The sequence below is a fragment of the Gallaecimonas sp. GXIMD4217 genome, assembly GCF_038087665.1.
In the GTDB taxonomy this organism is placed as follows: Bacteria; Pseudomonadota; Gammaproteobacteria; order Enterobacterales; family Gallaecimonadaceae; genus Gallaecimonas.
On the sequence record NZ_CP149925.1, the window covers coordinates 2,696,725 to 2,712,213 of the forward strand.

At 62.1% G+C, this 15,489-nt stretch carries 20 protein-coding genes; 13 read left to right on the top strand and 7 right to left on the bottom strand.

Annotated features, from left to right (window positions below; all coding sequences use genetic code 11):
• Positions 1-14: 14 nt before the first annotated feature.
• Both WDB71_RS13130 and dusA read right to left on the bottom strand, forming a co-directional pair.
• Positions 15-254 carry a hypothetical protein gene (locus WDB71_RS13130; protein WP_341502043.1) on the bottom strand — a complete coding sequence of 80 codons (240 nt, stop codon included), beginning with the start codon at positions 252-254 and terminating at the stop codon, positions 15-17.
• 193 nt (positions 255-447) lie between these two features.
• A complete protein-coding gene (dusA, locus tag WDB71_RS13135) occupies positions 448-1,413 on the bottom strand; it encodes a tRNA dihydrouridine(20/20a) synthase DusA (protein ID WP_341502044.1) in 966 nt (321 codons plus the stop codon).
• Between the two features lie 286 nt (positions 1,414-1,699).
• Here dusA and WDB71_RS13140 point away from each other — a divergent pair, with 286 nt between their 5' ends.
• A complete protein-coding gene (locus tag WDB71_RS13140) occupies positions 1,700-2,074 on the top strand; it encodes a hypothetical protein (RefSeq protein ID WP_341502045.1) in 375 nt (124 codons plus the stop codon).
• Positions 2,075-2,087: 13 nt separating this feature from the next.
• Here WDB71_RS13140 and WDB71_RS13145 read toward each other — a convergent pair whose 3' ends face one another.
• Positions 2,088-2,711, bottom strand: coding sequence for a hypothetical protein (locus WDB71_RS13145; RefSeq protein ID WP_341502046.1), 624 nt, complete (start codon positions 2,709-2,711; stop codon positions 2,088-2,090).
• A 28-nt stretch (positions 2,712-2,739) separates the two neighbouring features.
• The gene (locus tag WDB71_RS13150) at positions 2,740-3,684 is read right to left on the bottom strand and encodes a WYL domain-containing protein (protein WP_341502047.1); all 945 of its coding nucleotides are present in this window, start codon (positions 3,682-3,684) and stop codon (positions 2,740-2,742) included.
• Positions 3,685-3,843: 159 nt separating this feature from the next.
• Between WDB71_RS13150 and WDB71_RS13155 the strand changes: the two genes are divergently transcribed.
• Positions 3,844-4,944, top strand: a complete 1,101-nt coding sequence (locus WDB71_RS13155) for an ISAs1 family transposase (RefSeq protein ID WP_341502048.1) — start codon at positions 3,844-3,846, stop codon at positions 4,942-4,944.
• Between the two features lie 489 nt (positions 4,945-5,433).
• Here the strand turns inward: WDB71_RS13155 and WDB71_RS13160 are convergent, their stop codons facing one another.
• Positions 5,434-5,940, bottom strand: coding sequence for an N-acetyltransferase (locus WDB71_RS13160; protein ID WP_341502049.1), 507 nt, complete (start codon positions 5,938-5,940; stop codon positions 5,434-5,436).
• A 122-nt stretch (positions 5,941-6,062) separates the two neighbouring features.
• Between WDB71_RS13160 and WDB71_RS13165 the strand changes: the two genes are divergently transcribed.
• From WDB71_RS13165 to WDB71_RS13190, 6 genes are all read left to right on the top strand, one after another.
• Complete coding sequence (locus tag WDB71_RS13165) at positions 6,063-6,482, top strand: secondary thiamine-phosphate synthase enzyme YjbQ (protein ID WP_341502050.1); 420 nt, start codon at positions 6,063-6,065, stop codon at positions 6,480-6,482.
• A complete protein-coding gene (locus WDB71_RS13170; RefSeq protein ID WP_341502051.1) occupies positions 6,479-6,682 on the top strand; it encodes a hypothetical protein in 204 nt (67 codons plus the stop codon). Before WDB71_RS13165 ends, WDB71_RS13170 begins: the two co-directional genes overlap by 4 nt.
• A gap of 238 nt (positions 6,683-6,920) precedes the next feature.
• A complete protein-coding gene (locus WDB71_RS13175; RefSeq protein WP_341502052.1) occupies positions 6,921-8,702 on the top strand; it encodes a diguanylate cyclase in 1,782 nt (593 codons plus the stop codon).
• 72 nt (positions 8,703-8,774) lie between these two features.
• The gene (locus WDB71_RS13180; RefSeq protein ID WP_341502053.1) at positions 8,775-9,845 is read left to right on the top strand and encodes a DUF3137 domain-containing protein; all 1,071 of its coding nucleotides are present in this window, start codon (positions 8,775-8,777) and stop codon (positions 9,843-9,845) included.
• 9 nt (positions 9,846-9,854) lie between these two features.
• On the top strand, positions 9,855-10,430 hold the full coding sequence (locus WDB71_RS13185; protein WP_341502054.1) for a LemA family protein: 576 nt from the start codon (positions 9,855-9,857) through the stop codon (positions 10,428-10,430).
• Position 10,431: 1 nt separating this feature from the next.
• Positions 10,432-10,815 (top strand): hypothetical protein, encoded by a 384-nt coding sequence (locus WDB71_RS13190; RefSeq protein WP_341502055.1) that lies wholly within the window; start codon positions 10,432-10,434, stop codon positions 10,813-10,815.
• Here WDB71_RS13190 and WDB71_RS13195 read toward each other — a convergent pair.
• Positions 10,812-11,771 carry a YafY family protein gene (locus tag WDB71_RS13195; RefSeq protein WP_341502056.1) on the bottom strand — a complete coding sequence of 320 codons (960 nt, stop codon included), beginning with the start codon at positions 11,769-11,771 and terminating at the stop codon, positions 10,812-10,814. The genes WDB71_RS13190 and WDB71_RS13195 overlap by 4 nt on opposite strands.
• A gap of 117 nt (positions 11,772-11,888) precedes the next feature.
• On the opposite strand from WDB71_RS13195, the gene WDB71_RS13200 reads away from it, so the two are divergent.
• Positions 11,889-12,536 carry a glutathione S-transferase family protein gene (locus tag WDB71_RS13200; protein ID WP_341502057.1) on the top strand — a complete coding sequence of 216 codons (648 nt, stop codon included), beginning with the start codon at positions 11,889-11,891 and terminating at the stop codon, positions 12,534-12,536.
• A gap of 59 nt (positions 12,537-12,595) precedes the next feature.
• Here WDB71_RS13200 and blaOXA read toward each other — a convergent pair whose 3' ends face one another.
• Positions 12,596-13,375, bottom strand: coding sequence for a class D beta-lactamase (gene blaOXA, locus WDB71_RS13205; RefSeq protein WP_341502058.1), 780 nt, complete (start codon positions 13,373-13,375; stop codon positions 12,596-12,598).
• A gap of 149 nt (positions 13,376-13,524) precedes the next feature.
• On the opposite strand from blaOXA, the gene WDB71_RS13210 reads away from it, so the two are divergent.
• The 4 genes from WDB71_RS13210 to WDB71_RS13225 all read left to right on the top strand — a co-directional run bounded on the left by WDB71_RS13210 (position 13,525) and on the right by WDB71_RS13225 (position 15,450).
• Entirely contained in the window at positions 13,525-13,866 is a 342-nt protein-coding gene (locus tag WDB71_RS13210; RefSeq protein WP_341502059.1) for a hypothetical protein, read from the top strand.
• Positions 13,867-13,892: 26 nt separating this feature from the next.
• Positions 13,893-14,312, top strand: coding sequence for a VOC family protein (locus WDB71_RS13215; RefSeq protein WP_341502060.1), 420 nt, complete (start codon positions 13,893-13,895; stop codon positions 14,310-14,312).
• 138 nt (positions 14,313-14,450) lie between these two features.
• Positions 14,451-14,888 (top strand): excinuclease ABC subunit A, encoded by a 438-nt coding sequence (locus WDB71_RS13220; RefSeq protein WP_341502061.1) that lies wholly within the window; start codon positions 14,451-14,453, stop codon positions 14,886-14,888.
• 88 nt (positions 14,889-14,976) lie between these two features.
• On the top strand, positions 14,977-15,450 hold the full coding sequence (locus WDB71_RS13225; protein WP_341502062.1) for a GNAT family N-acetyltransferase: 474 nt from the start codon (positions 14,977-14,979) through the stop codon (positions 15,448-15,450).
• Positions 15,451-15,489 lie beyond the last annotated feature (39 nt).

A 15,489-nucleotide genomic window follows, 5' to 3' on the forward strand; every position in this document is an offset into this window, starting at 1 on the left:
CCGGGCTCAGCATCTTATTTCTCGGCGTCTTGCGCCGGCTCCTGTTCCAGGCTCAGGCTGGCTTCCAGCTCAGCCATCAGCGCCTCGGCTTCCAGTTTCAACTGGCGCTGCACCGATACCTGCAGTTCGTCCAGGGCGGCCGACGTTTGGCTCAACATGGCCTCGGCCAGTTGGGCGGTCATGTCTTCATCGGCGGCCATGGCCGGGGCGGTCATCAAGGCACTTGCCAGTACAACGCTAGTCAGAACTTTCATGGTCAACTCCGTCTGTGTCAGTTCCCAGGGGGCTTGACGGAGTTATTTCAAGGCCTGTGCCAAGATCGAAAAAAGATCACAAAGCACTGATTGCAAAGGATTTTTAGAGGGAGAACAAAAAAGAGACGGGGACTGTAACAGGGAGGGTTTAGCCAATCTCACCAGCAACTTGGCGAGATTGGCCATTTGTAACTCAGCCGGCCTGGACCAGCGCCAGGGCCGCTTCCAGGGTGTGGGGGCCGGCCTCCGGCTTGTGGGCGTTCTCGGACAGGTAGCGGCGCCACTTGCGGCCGCCGGGCATGCCGTTGAACAGGCCGAGGATATGGCGGCTGATGTGGTTGAGGCGGGCGCCCTGGCTCATCTGCCGTTCCACATAGGGCAGCATCTGCCGCACCACCTCAAAGCGGGACACGGGGGCGTGCTCGGCGTCGTAGAGGGCCTGGTCTATCTCCGCCAGCAGGTAGGGGTTCTGGTAGGCCTCGCGCCCCACCATCACCGAATCCACGTGGGCCAGGTGCTGCTGCATCTCGGCCACCGTCTTGATGCCGCCGTTGATGCCGATGTGAAGGTGCGGGAAGTCCTGTTTCAACCGGTAGACCCGCTCGTAGTCCAGGGGCGGAATCTCGCGGTTTTCCTTGGGACTCAGCCCCTGCAGCCAGGCCTTGCGGGCGTGGATGATGAAGGTGTCGCAGCCGCCAGCGCTGACCTTGTCCACGAAATCGCAGAGGAAGTCGTAGCTGTCCAGCTCGTCGATGCCGATGCGGGTCTTGACCGTCACCGGTATGGCCACCGCCTCGCCCATGGCCGCCACCGACTGGGCCACCAGCTCCGGCTCGCCCATCAGGCAGGCGCCGAAGCGGCCGTTCTGGACCCGATCCGAGGGGCAACCGACATTGATATTGACCTCGTCGTAGCCGCGCTCCTCGGCCAGGCGGGCGCAATGGGCCAGCTCGCCGGGGTGGGAGCCGCCCAGCTGCAGGGCCAGGGGATGCTCGGCCTCGTCGAAGGCCAGGTAGTCGGCCTTGCCGTGGATGATGGCGCCCGTGGTGACCATTTCCGTGTACAGCAGGGCGTGGCGGGACAACAGGCGCGCAAAGTAGCGATAGTGCCGGTCGGTCCAGTCCAGCATGGGGGCAACGGAAAAGGTGCGATCCAACATCGATGGCTCCGGGTCAAAAGGGGCGCAAAGTTTACTCAATGCCGCCCAAGCGGGCAAATCCCCTAGAGCGAGTAATGGCTCAAGAGCATATCCATGACGCTTAACGGCGCTAACTTGCCGCCTCGCCAGCTCTCAACCATGCTCATTGGTTACACGCACCGGAAGGAACAAGCTCATGCCTATTTGTCCAGCCTGTGGCGGTTCAGGCATAAAAACCGAGATGCAGGATGGCTTGCCTGTCTCAGGCGGACCTTGCTCATCCTGCGCAGGCTCCGGAAAGGTGGGTATGGATCCCTCTGACTTAGATCCTTATCTGCCAACAGGTGGCAGGAAAGGTGATTTCTTCATTGATGATGACGGGCTTGAGCTTCACGGCACTAAGACAAAGCGCAGACCAAAGAAGGAAGACCTCAGCGCAGAGCAGTACGTTGCCGGGTTCATAGGGCTCGCTGTATGGGCAGGCGTTGCCTATGTGGGCCTGGAGTACACCGCGCTCGCGTGGTACTGGCCTGTGGGTACCGGTCTATTGCTGGCGTTTGGAACAACCCAGCTGCTGCTTGGTCCTCTCTATCGACTGACGCAATGGATTGCCATGATTCTCGGATTTCTGATGCTTGTCGGGATAGGGGTTATTCTCTACAAACTCTTCGCTGGCGCCTGACCAAGAATGGCTATCAAAGCTCCTTCTCTAGCCTCGGGATTAAACTTTTAGCCTGGCTGACCATTTGTTCGTGGGAAGACTTCAACGCACTACAGTAATCCACCAGCTCCCTTCTAGTCGCTGCTCTTTCATGGCCTGATGCGTTCGGCATATTTAGGAAAGAATATTTTTCAAGCAACTGGTTATTAAATCTGAAAGAGTCGAGGTGCCCCCTGGCAACAATGTAAAAACGCACTACGGCTTTGCGAAGTTCTTGGTCTTTCAATCCAGACAGGCCAGCAGCGTTGTTGTCATAGAAGGTGAAATAACCGTCCCCTAGAGGCCAGTAGTCGTCAAGATATTCTCCTTGATGGGTGGCCAGGTGGTAGCCCATCTTTTCTTGGTATATGGCTATCAGCTCTTCAATTTCGCACTTTATGCCAGCTAGCGTCCCTTTCAATTGCTCCCTTTCCTTGCGCCACTGATACAAGGCCTGGAGGAAAAATCCTACCGCGACCCCGAGTAACGCGAAAAAACCAGAGGTAATGGCGCCATACTCGTTTGCTAGCTCAAGAAGGTGATTATTGCTAGCACTGGGAGCGTCTGCTGCAAAAGCGGGGGTAGTTAAAACCAGCACTATCAGTAGCAGTTTTTTCATATGAAGATCCATTTCCAAAATTTAACGACTAAGCCGACCTGGCCAACAGGCGCTCTGGGTCGCCCACATACTCGCCGGTGTCCTCCATACACATCAGGCTGATGCGGTCAGCGCGGAAGGTGCGCAGGGCCCGGCGACTGGTGCAGACCCCTTTCAGGTAGGCGATGCCGTTCTTGGTACTGGCACTGCGGAAAACGACCAGACGCTCTGTCTCGTTGCCAGCCGAGTCGATGTAGTAGAACCGCACCTCATCACCGCTGTGCAGCATGTAAGGGCCGTCGGAATCCGAAGACACGCCGCTGGAAGACTTCTTGGTGTCCCAGGCCGCGCCGCCGGTCGGCTTGGCTGGCTTGTTTGGGGTGACGGCCTTCTTAGGTTTAGCGCGTGGCTTGGTGGCTTTTGCTGGCTCGGGCTTGGCTACGGGCTTGTCTGGCAGATCGCAGATCTCACTCAGCAGCGCCTTGATGTCCTCGGCCTCAGTGGCATCCAACACGCCGTCCTGCAGGTGATGCTCCAGCGCCTGGAAAAGCTGCAAGGGGACGGGGCCAAGGGTGGCCATGGCCCGGCTTTGCAGGTAGCGATAAAGTTGCTCGGCTTCACGCTGGTCCACCACGTCGTCGGCCAGGATCAGCTCGCCCATCTGCTTCAGGGTTACCACCACCGACTCGTCTTCAATTGCATGCGGATGATGAGCAGAGCTTGCGCCAATGTCTGTAGCCGCCAAACGTCCAGCGGCGCGGGCCTTCCAACAGCCAATGGAAGCCGCTGCAAAAAGCGCAATCCCAAGAATGTCGGTAAACAGGGTTTCTACCGAGAAGATCCCGACCAGAAAGGTAAACAGGAAGAAGCCAATCACGAAACCAACCAGGTGACGAGCAATGGCGTTAGGAATGGCGCCCCTGAAGTAACCTGCTGCGCCCCACCACGACAGCGCCATCAGCACGAACGGAAGAACGACGTAAAGGACAACCATAAAGCCTCCTTGCTTGGGTAGTGATTAACGCTTCCTATGCCTGAACCGTCTGTGCATCATCATCAGGGCCGGATCATACTTTGTTCTTTGTTAACGGCAGGGAACTATCTCGCTTGGGCGTGATCCGATCCGCCATGTTACTCTGCCGGCTCCACCCCCATGTCCTTGTTTGACCACTTGACCCTCATCGAAGATACCCGCTCCCCCATCAACCGCCAACACAACCTCGTCGATGTCATCTTCTTGGTGATGTCTGCCATGGTCTCTGGCTGTGAAGGCTGGCTTGATATCGAAGAGTTCGGCCATGAGCACCTGGATTGGCTCCGCCAACACCGGCCATTTGAAGCGGGGATCCCCACCCGCCATTCCATCGCCCGCATCATCAAGGCCGTGGATGCACAATGCCTGGTACTGGCCCTGTTTAGCTGGGTCAATCACTTGCGCCAAGCCAATGGCCGCCAGCTCATCGCCATTGATGGCAAGACCCTGCGTGGGGCGGTCAATCAACAAGGTAAAGAGCAAGCGCTGCACCTGGTCTCGGCCTTTGACACCGAGCAGGGTGTCACCCTGTTCCAGCAAGCCACGGCAACCAAAGGAGGAGAGTTGGTAGCGGTGCGAGATCTGCTGACCATGCTGGATATCCGCGACGCCGTGCTGACCTTTGATGCCCTGCATTGCAACAGGGAAACACTGCACCAGATCAGCAAGCGTAAGGGCGACTACATCGTCCAGGTCAAAGGCAACCAGCCGACCTTGCGTGAGGCCATAGAAGAGATCTTCCAGCCCCATTGGGATAGCGGTGCAGCGGGACTCCCCCAGCATGAGCAAACGGAACAAGGCCATGGCCGGCAGGAGCGGCGGACGGTGTTCCAGTTGCCGGCCACACTGTCCAAAGAGCTGGCGAAGAAGTGGCCGTCGGCGAAGTCCGTTATCGCGGTAGAGCGGGAGCGCCGCCACCGGGGGCGGACGAGCATCGACACCCATTACTACCTGAGTTCATTGGATATCGACCCAGCGTTTGTGTCAGACGGGATCCGCCAGCACTGGCATATCGAGAACCAGCAACATTGGGTGCTGGATGTGACCTTCAGGGAAGACTGCAGCCGGATAGGCGACCGGGAGAATGCCAAGAAGATGGCGTTGCTACGACGGATCGTGCTGAACCTGCTCCAGCAGCACCCACTGCAGGTCAGCAAGCCGAGCAAGCGGCGGAAGGCGGCCTGGAACGGGAAGTTCAGGTCAGAACTGTTCTTTGGTTAATGGATTTAACAAAGCATAATCCGGCCCTGGCATCATCATGGTGCCGATAATACTGATGTTGCACGTTTCCGAACTGAGGGTCTGGAAATCGTTGTTAAAAGGTACCAGTTCAAAAAATCTTGGTGTACTCGCCTTCGTTGCCGCTGTCTTGATCAGTATCTGCACCGATGCTTAGCAGAGTATTCTCATAGAGCCGAAGGCAGTACCATCTGCCAGCCAGACGGAAAATGCAGTTTACTAATTTAACTCCAGCAGAGTAAATGTCCTGTTGGCGGCGTTAGGCACTTCTGGAATCATGCTAGCCATCCCATTTTGGCAGAGGCGGCCTGATGACCTACGGTTTCCCCTTTCGTCCCTTTCACTGGCATTCTCCCCTATTTGACGCCTGCAGTGCCCAGATAGACTGCCCTCGTGAACAACTTCATCGCGCAAGGCGCCAGAGGGTGACCCGCAGGTATGAAAAAGCCCCGCCTGGCGGGGCTTTTTCATTCAGCCGGTGGCGCTGAAGGCCGGGTGGTAGCTCACCTCACCGGTCGGCACAGCCCCCGCCAGCGCCAGGGCCTGGAAATACTCAGGCGGTACGCCGGGCAACACCAATTCCGGGTAGTTTTCAAAACCAAAGCGGCCATAGTAGGCCGGCTCACCCAGCAGCACGCAGCCCTGGGCACCCTGCGCCTCCAGCCAGGCGATGGCCGCCTCCATCAGCCGGCGGCCGATGCCCTGGCCCTGACGGTCGGGCCGCACCGAGATGGGCCCGAGGCCGTACCAGCCGCTGGCGCCACAGGAGAGGGTGACGGGTGACAGGGCCACATGGCCCAGCAGCTGGCCGTCGTCTTCCGCCACCAGCGACAGGGACAGGGCGCCCGCCCGCCTCAGGGCAGCGACGATAAACTGCTCGGTGTGGCTGGAATGGGCCGCGTCATGGAAGGCGGCCCGGGTCAGCGCGGCAATGGCGCCTTCGTCCCCGCTGCGTTCAGGGCGTATTGTCATCTCCATCGTGCTCCGGCTTGGCTTGTCACTGTCCATGGTAGCGCGGTCTCGGCGGCAATCTCCAGGCCCCACGACGGCGGCAATGGCGTTACAATGGCGCCATCGCCAGCCACCCCGGGCCAGACGCCATGTGGAAACAGACCGAACTCACCCTGCCGCCCTACCCGCGCGGCTTTCACCTCATCACCGACCGGGTCGAGGCGGCCCTGGCCGAGCTGGGCCGGGTGGGGGTGGGGCTGCTGCACCTGTTCATCCAGCACAGCTCCGCCAGCCTGACCCTCAACGAGAACGCCGATCCCACGGTGCGCGGCGACATGGAGCGCCACCTCCACGTCCTGGCCCCGGAAGACGCCCCTTACTACCAGCACACCTATGAGGGCAGCGACGACATGCCGGCCCACATCAAGGCCTCGCTGCTGGGCAGCTCGCTGACCATCCCGGTGCGGGACGGCCGGCTGCGACTTGGCACCTGGCAGGGGATCTGGCTGGGCGAACACCGCAACCAGGGCGGCGCCCGCAGGCTGGTGCTGACGCTGCAGGGGGAATGATGGACTTCGACAGGCTCAACAAGCTGACCGCCAGATCCTTCAACGACCAGAAGGCCATCATCAAGAAGGTAATGCAGGGCAAGAAGGTGCTCTGCCGGAAATGCGGCCAGCCGCTGCGATTGGTGCTGCCGGGCGGCGAAACGCGCCCCGGGATCCGCTGTGCCAGGGGCTGTACCGATATCGAACTGGATTTCGCCTAGGCTGGGGCAAGCCGGCTCCCGCAACCAGGCGCCGCGGCAGCACAAGAGCGCAACTTTCAACCAGCGGTTTCAAAGACCATGGAAGTTGCCAAAAATCCGCCAACGCCACCCGGTTCAATGTAAACTCGGTGTTAACTTAAGTTTCGAGACAGATGGGCGATAACAAGCCCAACCGGCCCAGGGACGCCTGGCCGCTCACCACCGCACGGATGCGGCATCCGCATTTGGACCTGGAAAGATGATTTGGGTAACTGCGTTGCCGACCCTAAGACGTCGCTTTGGCCGCCTGGCCACCTTCTGGCTGGCCCTGCTGCTGCCTTTGCTGATCACGCAGGCGCACGCCGCCGAGGCCGTGCCCCCGGCCAGGGTCGGCCCCGGCCTCGAGCACCTGGATCTCACCCCGCACCTGGCGCTGCTGGAGGACAAGGAAGGCAGCTACAACCTGGTGCAGATCCAGAGCCCGGCCTTCGGCGAACGTTTTAGGCCCGCCAGTAAAAACGGCACCAACTTCGGCTTCACCACCTCCACCTGGTGGGCCAGGCTCACCCTGGACAATCCCAGCAACGAGCCCGTCAGCCTGGTGCTGCGCCAGGATTACCCGCTCATCGACCACCTGGATTTCTGGTCCACAAACCAGGACGGCCTGTGGAGCCGTATCGCCACCGGCGACCGCATGCCCTTCGACAGCCGGCCCCTGGATCACCGGCTGTTCCTGTTCCCCGTCGAGCTGCCGGCCAACAGCACCAAGACCTTCTACTTCCGCTTCCAGACCCAGGGCGCCCTCAACATCGGCCTGGCCGCCCTGAGCCCACCGCACCTGATGGATCTCATCGCCAGCGAATACCTGGCGCTGGGGATCTACTACGGCGGCTTCATCGTGCTGCTGGTGTACAACCTGATCATGTACCTGTCGGTGCGGGAAAGGACCTTTGCCTACTACCTGCTGTACCTGCTCTCCTACGGCCTGTACATGTCGGTACACAACGGCCTCAGCTTCCAGTACCTGTGGCCGGGCAACACCTGGCTGGCCAACCAGAGCCTGTTGATGCTGCTGGCGCTGTCGCTGGTGGGCGCCAGCCTGTTTACCCGCGCCATTTTGTCCACGGCAACGGTGGCGCCACGGGCCGACAAGATAGCCCACGTCTTCCAGATAGCCGCCCTGGCCTGCCTGGCGGTGTCGCCCTTCATTCCCTACCACACCCTGGTGGTGCCGCTGTCGGCGCTGACCCTGGTAATGTGCGGCCATATGCTGGTGCTGGGCATCATCTCCCTGGCCATCGGCTCCGGTTCGGCGCGCTACTACATGGTGGCGTTTTCGGCGCTGCTGGTGGGCGTGCTCGCCTACATGCTCAAGACCTTCGGGGTGCTGCCCCACAACGCCTTGACCCAGAACGCCTTCCAGATAGGCTCGCTGATCGAGATGGTGCTGCTGAGCCTGGCCGTGGCCAGCCGCCTCAACGAGCTGAAGAAGAGCTCCTACGCCGACGCCCTGACCCGGCTGTTCAACCGCCGCTTCTATGACGATCGCGTCGCGGTGGAATTCCTCAAGGCCCAGCAGAACGGCCACCCGCTGTCGCTGGTGGTGATCGACGTGGACTGCTTCAAGGCCTTCAACGACACCTTCGGCCACGCCCGGGGCGACAACGCCCTCAGGGCCGTGGCCAATATCCTCGGCGCCGTGGTGCGCAAGCCCGCCTACCCCTGCCGCTACGGCGGCGAGGAATTCGTGCTGCTGCTGCCGGGTACGGACCAGGCCGCCGCCGCCGTCATCGCCGAGCGCATCCGTGCCAAGGTGGCCAAGGACACCGCCTCCACCTTCCGGCTGACGGTGAGCCTGGGCCACGCCACCTACCAGCAGGGCAACTTCCCCTGTCCCGGCTCGCTGTTCGAGGCCGCCGATTACGCCCTCTACACCGCCAAGGAGAATGGCCGCAACCAGGTGGTGGCCTACGCCGATTGCCCGCCCAGGCGCAAGGAAGACCACCAGGAAACCGTACTGCCCCAGGTCCAGGCCGAATAAGGCCTTGTCCTTGTAGTGGCGCCCGGGCGCCGCTACCCTGGGGCCACTTCAGTACCGGACAACGGAGCAAGGATGTCCCAACCGCAACCGGTCTTCGCCTCTGGCTGGTGGTCTCTGCTCAAAGGCAGGCCCGTCAAGATCCAGGGCGACGAAGCCGCCTTCGATTTCAGCGCCCCCTGGACCCGGGGCTTTCCCGACTATTACCGGCAGCACATCTCGCCACTGTGCGATGGCTTCGAGCAGGCGCGCCAGAGGGCCGTCAGCCACTACAGGCGCAACCTGAGGATCTGGGCGCTGCCGGCGGCGCTGGCCACCCTGGCCACCTTCCTCTACCTGGCGGCCGGCACCTGGCCCAACGCCTCCGGTTTCATGGATCTGCTGGCGCCCTTCCTGTGGTCCGCCGGCGTCGCCATGGCCAGCTGCTACCTGATCCGGCGGCCGGTCCGCCACTTCCATGTCCGGGTGGGCAAGGAGGTCTTTCCGGTGATCCTGGCTTTCCTCGGCCGGGACTTTCGCTTCAACAGCGGCCAGCATCACCAGGCCAGCCACTACCGGCCCACCGGCCTGCTGCCCGCCTACGACAGGGTCCATTACGAGGACCATATCCGCGGCCGCTACCACGGCCTCGATCTGGATATCCTGGAGCTGAGGCTGGAGAAGCGCCGCAAGGACAGCAAGGGCAGGACCACCTACAGCACCGTGTTCGACGGCCTGCTGGTGGAGGTGGACGCCCACAAGAAATTCACCGGCACCACCCAGATCCGCCAGGACCATGGCGCCCTCTTCAATACCCTGGGCAAGCTGTTCAACGGCCTGGAGCGCGTCAAGCTGGAGGATCCCCGCTTCGAGGACGCCTTCGAAGTCTACGGCAGCGATCAGGTGGAAAGCCGCTACCTGCTCACCACCGCCACCATGGAGCGCTTCCTGGCCATCGCCAGGCGCTACAACGCCAGGCTGGAAGCCTGCTTTTACGGTGGTAAGTTATTCATCAAGCTGCCGACCCGCCGCAACTATTTCCAGGTGGGCACCAACATCTACGAGCCCATTACCTTCGAGGCCGACATCGAGCAGCTGTTCGCCGAGCTGCAGGAGTTCTTCGACCTCATCGACACCCTGAAACTCACCGACAAGAGCGCCATCTAGGAGGGCCCAATGAACATCACCCTTATCGTCATCATCGCCGTGCTGGCGCTGCTTTACCTGCTGTACTACGGCGTGGTTTCCAAGCGCAACCGTGCCCTGGAGGCCCTGTCCAGCGTCGATGTGCAGTTGCAGAAACGCTTCGATCTGGTGCCCAACGTGCTGCGCATCGCACAGAAATTCATGGAACATGAAAAGGGCCTGCTGACGGAAATCACCGCACTGCGCAGCCAGGTGATGGCCGGCTATGATGCCAGAGATAAAGCCGCCCTGGCCGAGCACGTCCGGGCCAGCGACCAGCTCAACCAGAAGCTGGGCCAGCTGATGGTGCAGGTGGAGAATTATCCGGAGCTCAAATCCGACGCCACCATGGTCCAGGCCATGCAGACCTACAACGAGGTGGAAGGCCACATCAGCGCCGCCCGGCGCTTCTACAATGCCGCCGTCACCGACCTCAACAATGCGGTGCAGATCTTCCCGTCCAGCCTGGTAGCCGGTATGGTTGGCATCGGCCAGATGGCCTATTTCGAAACCAGCACCGAGGCCAGACAGGCCATCAATGCCGACGACTACCTCAAAGGAGCCTGATATGGAAACGGCCGAGCAGCGGGTCCACGCCTTTATCCAGGACTACCAGCAATGGCAGCAAGGGGCTCAGCGCCTCGACGACCTGGACCGTATCGCCCGGCTCAGGGCCGTCAAGGCCGCCTACCAGGCCCTTCTGGAAAAACACTGCCTGCCCGGCACCCAGGGCCAGGGGATCAGCTTCGGTCCCGAGCCCAGCCACCATGTGGAGCTGGAGCGCATCACCAACAGCCGCAGCGACGGCGACAGCGCCCTGGTCACCACCAGCCTGAGCCTGCCCGGCGGCCAGGTGCTGCACTACGAGTACCACCTGCGCCCCCATGACGGCAGCTGGCGCATCAAGTCGCTGCTGTTCGTGGACGACGACGGCAAGTGCGAGAGCCTCTAGCCGTATAGCGCCGCCATGGCCGCCACCTTGTCGGCCAGCTGCCGGCGCAGCTGTGGCGGCCCCAGCACCTCCAGCTCCGGCCCCAGCCGCAGCAGCTCCACCCAGGCGAAGCGAAAATCCCCCACCGGCAGGCTGGCCTGACGCCAGCCGCTCTCGTCCGGCTCTTCCAGCACCAGGCCCTGGCGCACATGGGCCGAGCTGAAGTGCTGCAGCATCTTCAGCCCTTTATCGGTCAGCCGGATCCGGGCCCGGTTAGGATGAAGCTGCGCCTCCAGCCGCGCCGTGCTGGCCCGCCAGTGCTCGCCAAGGTCGAAACCGGCCGGGCGCTGGAAACGTCCCGCCAGCACCTCCAGCTCCTGTATCCGTGACACCTTGTAGGTCCTGGCTTCCCCCCCATGGCGCGCCACCAGGTACCAGGCGCCGCCCTTGAGCACCACCCCCAGGGGCTCCACCCGGCGGCTGCCCTCGCCCTGCCAGCTGCGGTAGCGGATCTGCAGCGGCCGGCTCTCCCAGGCGGCATCGACGATGGCCGGCAGGCAGGCCGGCTGCTCACCCTCGGCAAACCAGGCCGGGCTATCGAGCAGGAAGCAGGCCTGCAGGCGCTCGGCACCGCTACGACTGGCCTGGGGCAGGGCCGAGAGCAGCTTGAGCCGGGCCGCAGACACCTCCCCCTCCAGGCCCATGTCCCTGGCCGGGCCGGCCAATCCCGCCAGAAACAGTGCCTCCGCCTCCCGCTCGCTCAGGCCGTTGAGGCGGGTGCGGTAACCGTCCAGCAGCCGGTAGCCGCCGCCGGCGCCCTGCTCCGCGTAGATGGGGATGTCGAGGCCGCTGAGGGTGTCCATGTCCCGGTAGATGGTGCGCAGGGACACACCGCAGGCCTCGGCCAGCTCGGGGGCCGTGGCCCGGCCTCGGGCCTGGAGGGTCATCAGTATGCTGAGCAGGCGGCTGGCGCGCATGGGGATATCTCGTCCGTGGGATTATTTTCAGGATGGCCATCTAACCTGACAGAAACTGTCAGGATTGGCCAACTATGCTCTGACCGTGCCCAAGCCACAACAAAAAGGAAATGTGCCATGACCGAACGGAAACTCATCCTGTTCCACTCCCCCCAGACCCGCTCCAGCAGCGCCCTGGCCCTGCTCGAAGAGCTGGGCGTGCCCTTTGAACTTAAGGTGCTCAACATCAAGGCCGGCGAGAACCGCCAGCCCGGCTACCTGGCCGTCAATCCCCAGGGCAAGGTGCCGGCGCTGCTGGACGGCGAGGTGCTGGTCACCGACCGGGTCGCCATCTTCCTGCACCTGGCGGACCTGTTCCCCGAGGCCGGCCTGGCCCCGGCCCTGGACGATCCCCAGCGCGGCGCCTATGTGCACTGGCTGGTCCACTACGGCTGCAGTTTCGAACCGGCCGTGGTCGACCATTACCTGGCGCGCCCGGCCATGCCGATCAGCGTCAGTCCCTATGGCGACTTCGACACCGTACTCAGGCTCATCAGCGAGCGGCTGGCCAAGGGCCCCTACCTGCTGGGCGAGCGCTTCAGTGCCGCCGATCTGCTGTGGGGCATGTCGCTGCACTATGTCACCGAGTTCGGACTGGTGCCGCGCTCGGAGGTGTTCGACCGCTATATCGAGCGCATCATGAGCCGGCCCTCGGTGCTCAAGATCATGGCCGAGGACGCCGAGCGGGCCGCCGAGCAGCAGCAGGCCCTGGATAAGGCGGGCTGAGCAGCCCAAGAGGCCATGAAAAAAGCCGGCTTGATGCCGGCTTTTCATTTGCAGACGTTCTAGAGCACGCCCAGGGCCCTGAGGGCGGCCTGGCCCAGCTCAATGCGCTTGGACGCCAGGCTGGCGTCCGCCATGTCGACGTTGAGGGCGAAGCTGTAGACGCGGCCCTCCTTCTCCACCCAGCCGACCCACCAGCCCAGCCATTTGCTGTCCTTGCCCGGCCCCATGCCGGTCTTGCCATAGAGGCGCCAGCCGTCGCCCTGTTCCAACAGCAGGATGTCACGTACCTGGGCCTGGGCCTTGGCCGGGAAGGGCAGCTTGCCCAATGCCAGCTTGGCCAGGTAGTCCACCTGCTCCCGGGCGCTGATCGCCAGGGGGCCGTCCAGCCAGAAGCGGTTCACCTTGTCGCCTACGTCCTGGTTGCCATAGCCCAGCCGCCTGACGTTCTCGGCCATACGCTCGAGGCCGATGCGTTCGGCCAGCACCTGGTAGAGGGCCACGTTGGAGACCTTGATGGCCTGGCGCAGATCCATGTCCCGGGCCCAGGCCTGGCGCCACACCGGCCGGCCGTCGTAGGGGATGACTTCGGATACGTCCTGGACCGCGCCCACCGACAAGCCGATCAGGCTGTTGACCACCTTGAAGGTGGAGGCCGGCACGAAGCGCCGCTCGGCCCTGGCCCGGTCGTGAACCTGGTAGCGCTCGGCGGCCACATCATGGAGCACAAAGGTGCCCTTCACTTCGGCGAAAACGGCCGCCAGTTCTTCATTTTCCTGCCATTGGCTCCCCTGCCCCGGCAGCGCCGCCAGCATCAACAGCATCATTGCAAATACGCGCATGATCATTCCCCATGGTTCTCTCGCGGCGGCCAGCATCGCCCATTGGCAGGCCCAGGGCAAGGGCGTTCACCTTCGCCTTGCCTGCTGCTATGCTGATGATCTCAATGGATTTTCAGCCGCCCTTTCGGGCCAACAAAGGAACTGACCATATGAATACCGTGGTAGAAACAGCGCCCCGCCCCGTCTCCATCACCGTCATCTGCATCTTCGGTTTTATCGGTGCGCTGTTCACCCTGCCGTTGCTGTTCTCGTCCATTCCCGGGCAGATCGGCGCCTGGTATCCCCCCTACCTGGCCTTCTCGACCCTGATCGGCCTGGCCTGCATGCTCGGCCTGTGGCTGATGAAGAAGTGGGCCGCCTATGCCTACACCCTCATGGTCGTCGTCAACCAGGTGGTGATGCTGGCCATGGGCGTGTGGAACATCCTGGCGCTGCTGATCCCCGCCGTGATCATCTTCTTCGCCCTCAAGCACGCCCCCAGGATGAGCTGAGGGCCCGAAAAGGATTAGGAGCCGCCATGTTCAAGATCCGCCACATCGACCATCTGGTGCTGCGGGTATCCGACCTCCAGGCCATGCTGGATTTCTACACGGATGTGCTGGGCTGCCGGCTGGAGCGCACCGTCGAGGAAATCGGCCTGTACCAGCTGCGGGCCGGCCGTTCGCTGATCGATCTGGTCACGGTCGACGGCAAGCTGGGCCAGGCCGGCGGCGCCGCCCCGGGGCCACAGGGACGCAACCTGGATCACCTCTGCCTGCGTATCGAGCCCTTCGACGGCGAGGCCATACTCGCCCATCTCGAAGGCCACGGCTGTGAACCCGGCCGGATCGAGTCCCGCTACGGCGCCGAGGGCGAAGGCCCCTCCCTCTATGTCAGCGATCCCGAGGGCAATGTGGTGGAGCTGAAAGGGCCGCCCCGGGAAAACGGCAACGGCTGATGGCGCCACAGGTACGGCTTGGCGACGCCGGCCGCATCTGGTAGCGTGCTGATGGATAAGCACTTATTGACAACTGCATGGATGCAGTCCGGCCGGTCCCGGCCCGGGTCGCTTCCTGCCCCATTTCAGGAGAAGACAATGAAGTCCGTACTTTCCGCCCTGGCCATCACCCTGGCCCTGACCAGCGCCGCCCAGGCCCGCGACACCATCGGCAACTACGACCTCAAGGAAACCATGGCCCTGGAGCAGACCCGGACCGCCCTGGGCGAAGACGTCGCCTTCTACTTCGGCGACCAGTCCTACGGCAAGGTCGCCAAGGACTTCGGCGAGTACCGCACCAACAAGAAGACCAACGCCTTCAACAAATCCGACAAGGAAGCCTGCCAGTGGGTGTTCCTGTCGGCCATGAAATCCCTCAAGGACCGCGCCATCGCCGAAGGCGGCAACGCCGTGGTGGAGATCAAGTCCAACTACAGGAACAACCTCACCAAAAGCAGCGAAACCTTCCAATGCGGCGCCGGCACCTTTGTCGCCGGTGTGGCCCTGGTAGGCAAGGTCGTCAAGCTCGACAAATAAGACATGGCGATACGGCGCAATACGCTTCGGCTATTGCGCCCTGCTCTGATTGCCCCCAGCCTACGAGCACCACAAGTATTGGAATAACATGATAAAGATCGAAAAGTTGTCGGAAGCACATGTTGCAGCCGTCAGGAAAATCCAGCTGGCGGATGAACAGGTCAAGTTTGCCGGCACGGCAGCGGATTTCCTGGCGGATGGCAGCAACACAACCCACCTGCATGTGATTAGCGAAAATGAGGCCGTGGTGGGCTTTTTCAAGCTGGATCTGGCGTATGCCTTAAACTACGACTTTTGCCCTGGTTCTGGCATTGGCCTAAGGGCCTTTGCGATAGACAAGAGCCTGCAGGGAAAAGGCCTGGGTACCCGGGCCGTAAAGGCCTTGTTCCCTTACCTTAAAGAACACTATGGCGCCTTCGGCTCGATATACCTGACCGTAAACTGCAAGAACCCTGGCGCACAGGCATGCTACCTGAAGGGTGGTTTTCAGGATACCGGTGAAAAGTACCTTGGCGGAGCCGCCGGCCCGCAATATATCATGCGGGGAAAAATCGCAGGATAAGGTACGCAGCCCACCCCATAAGCGACGGGCACCGGTGGC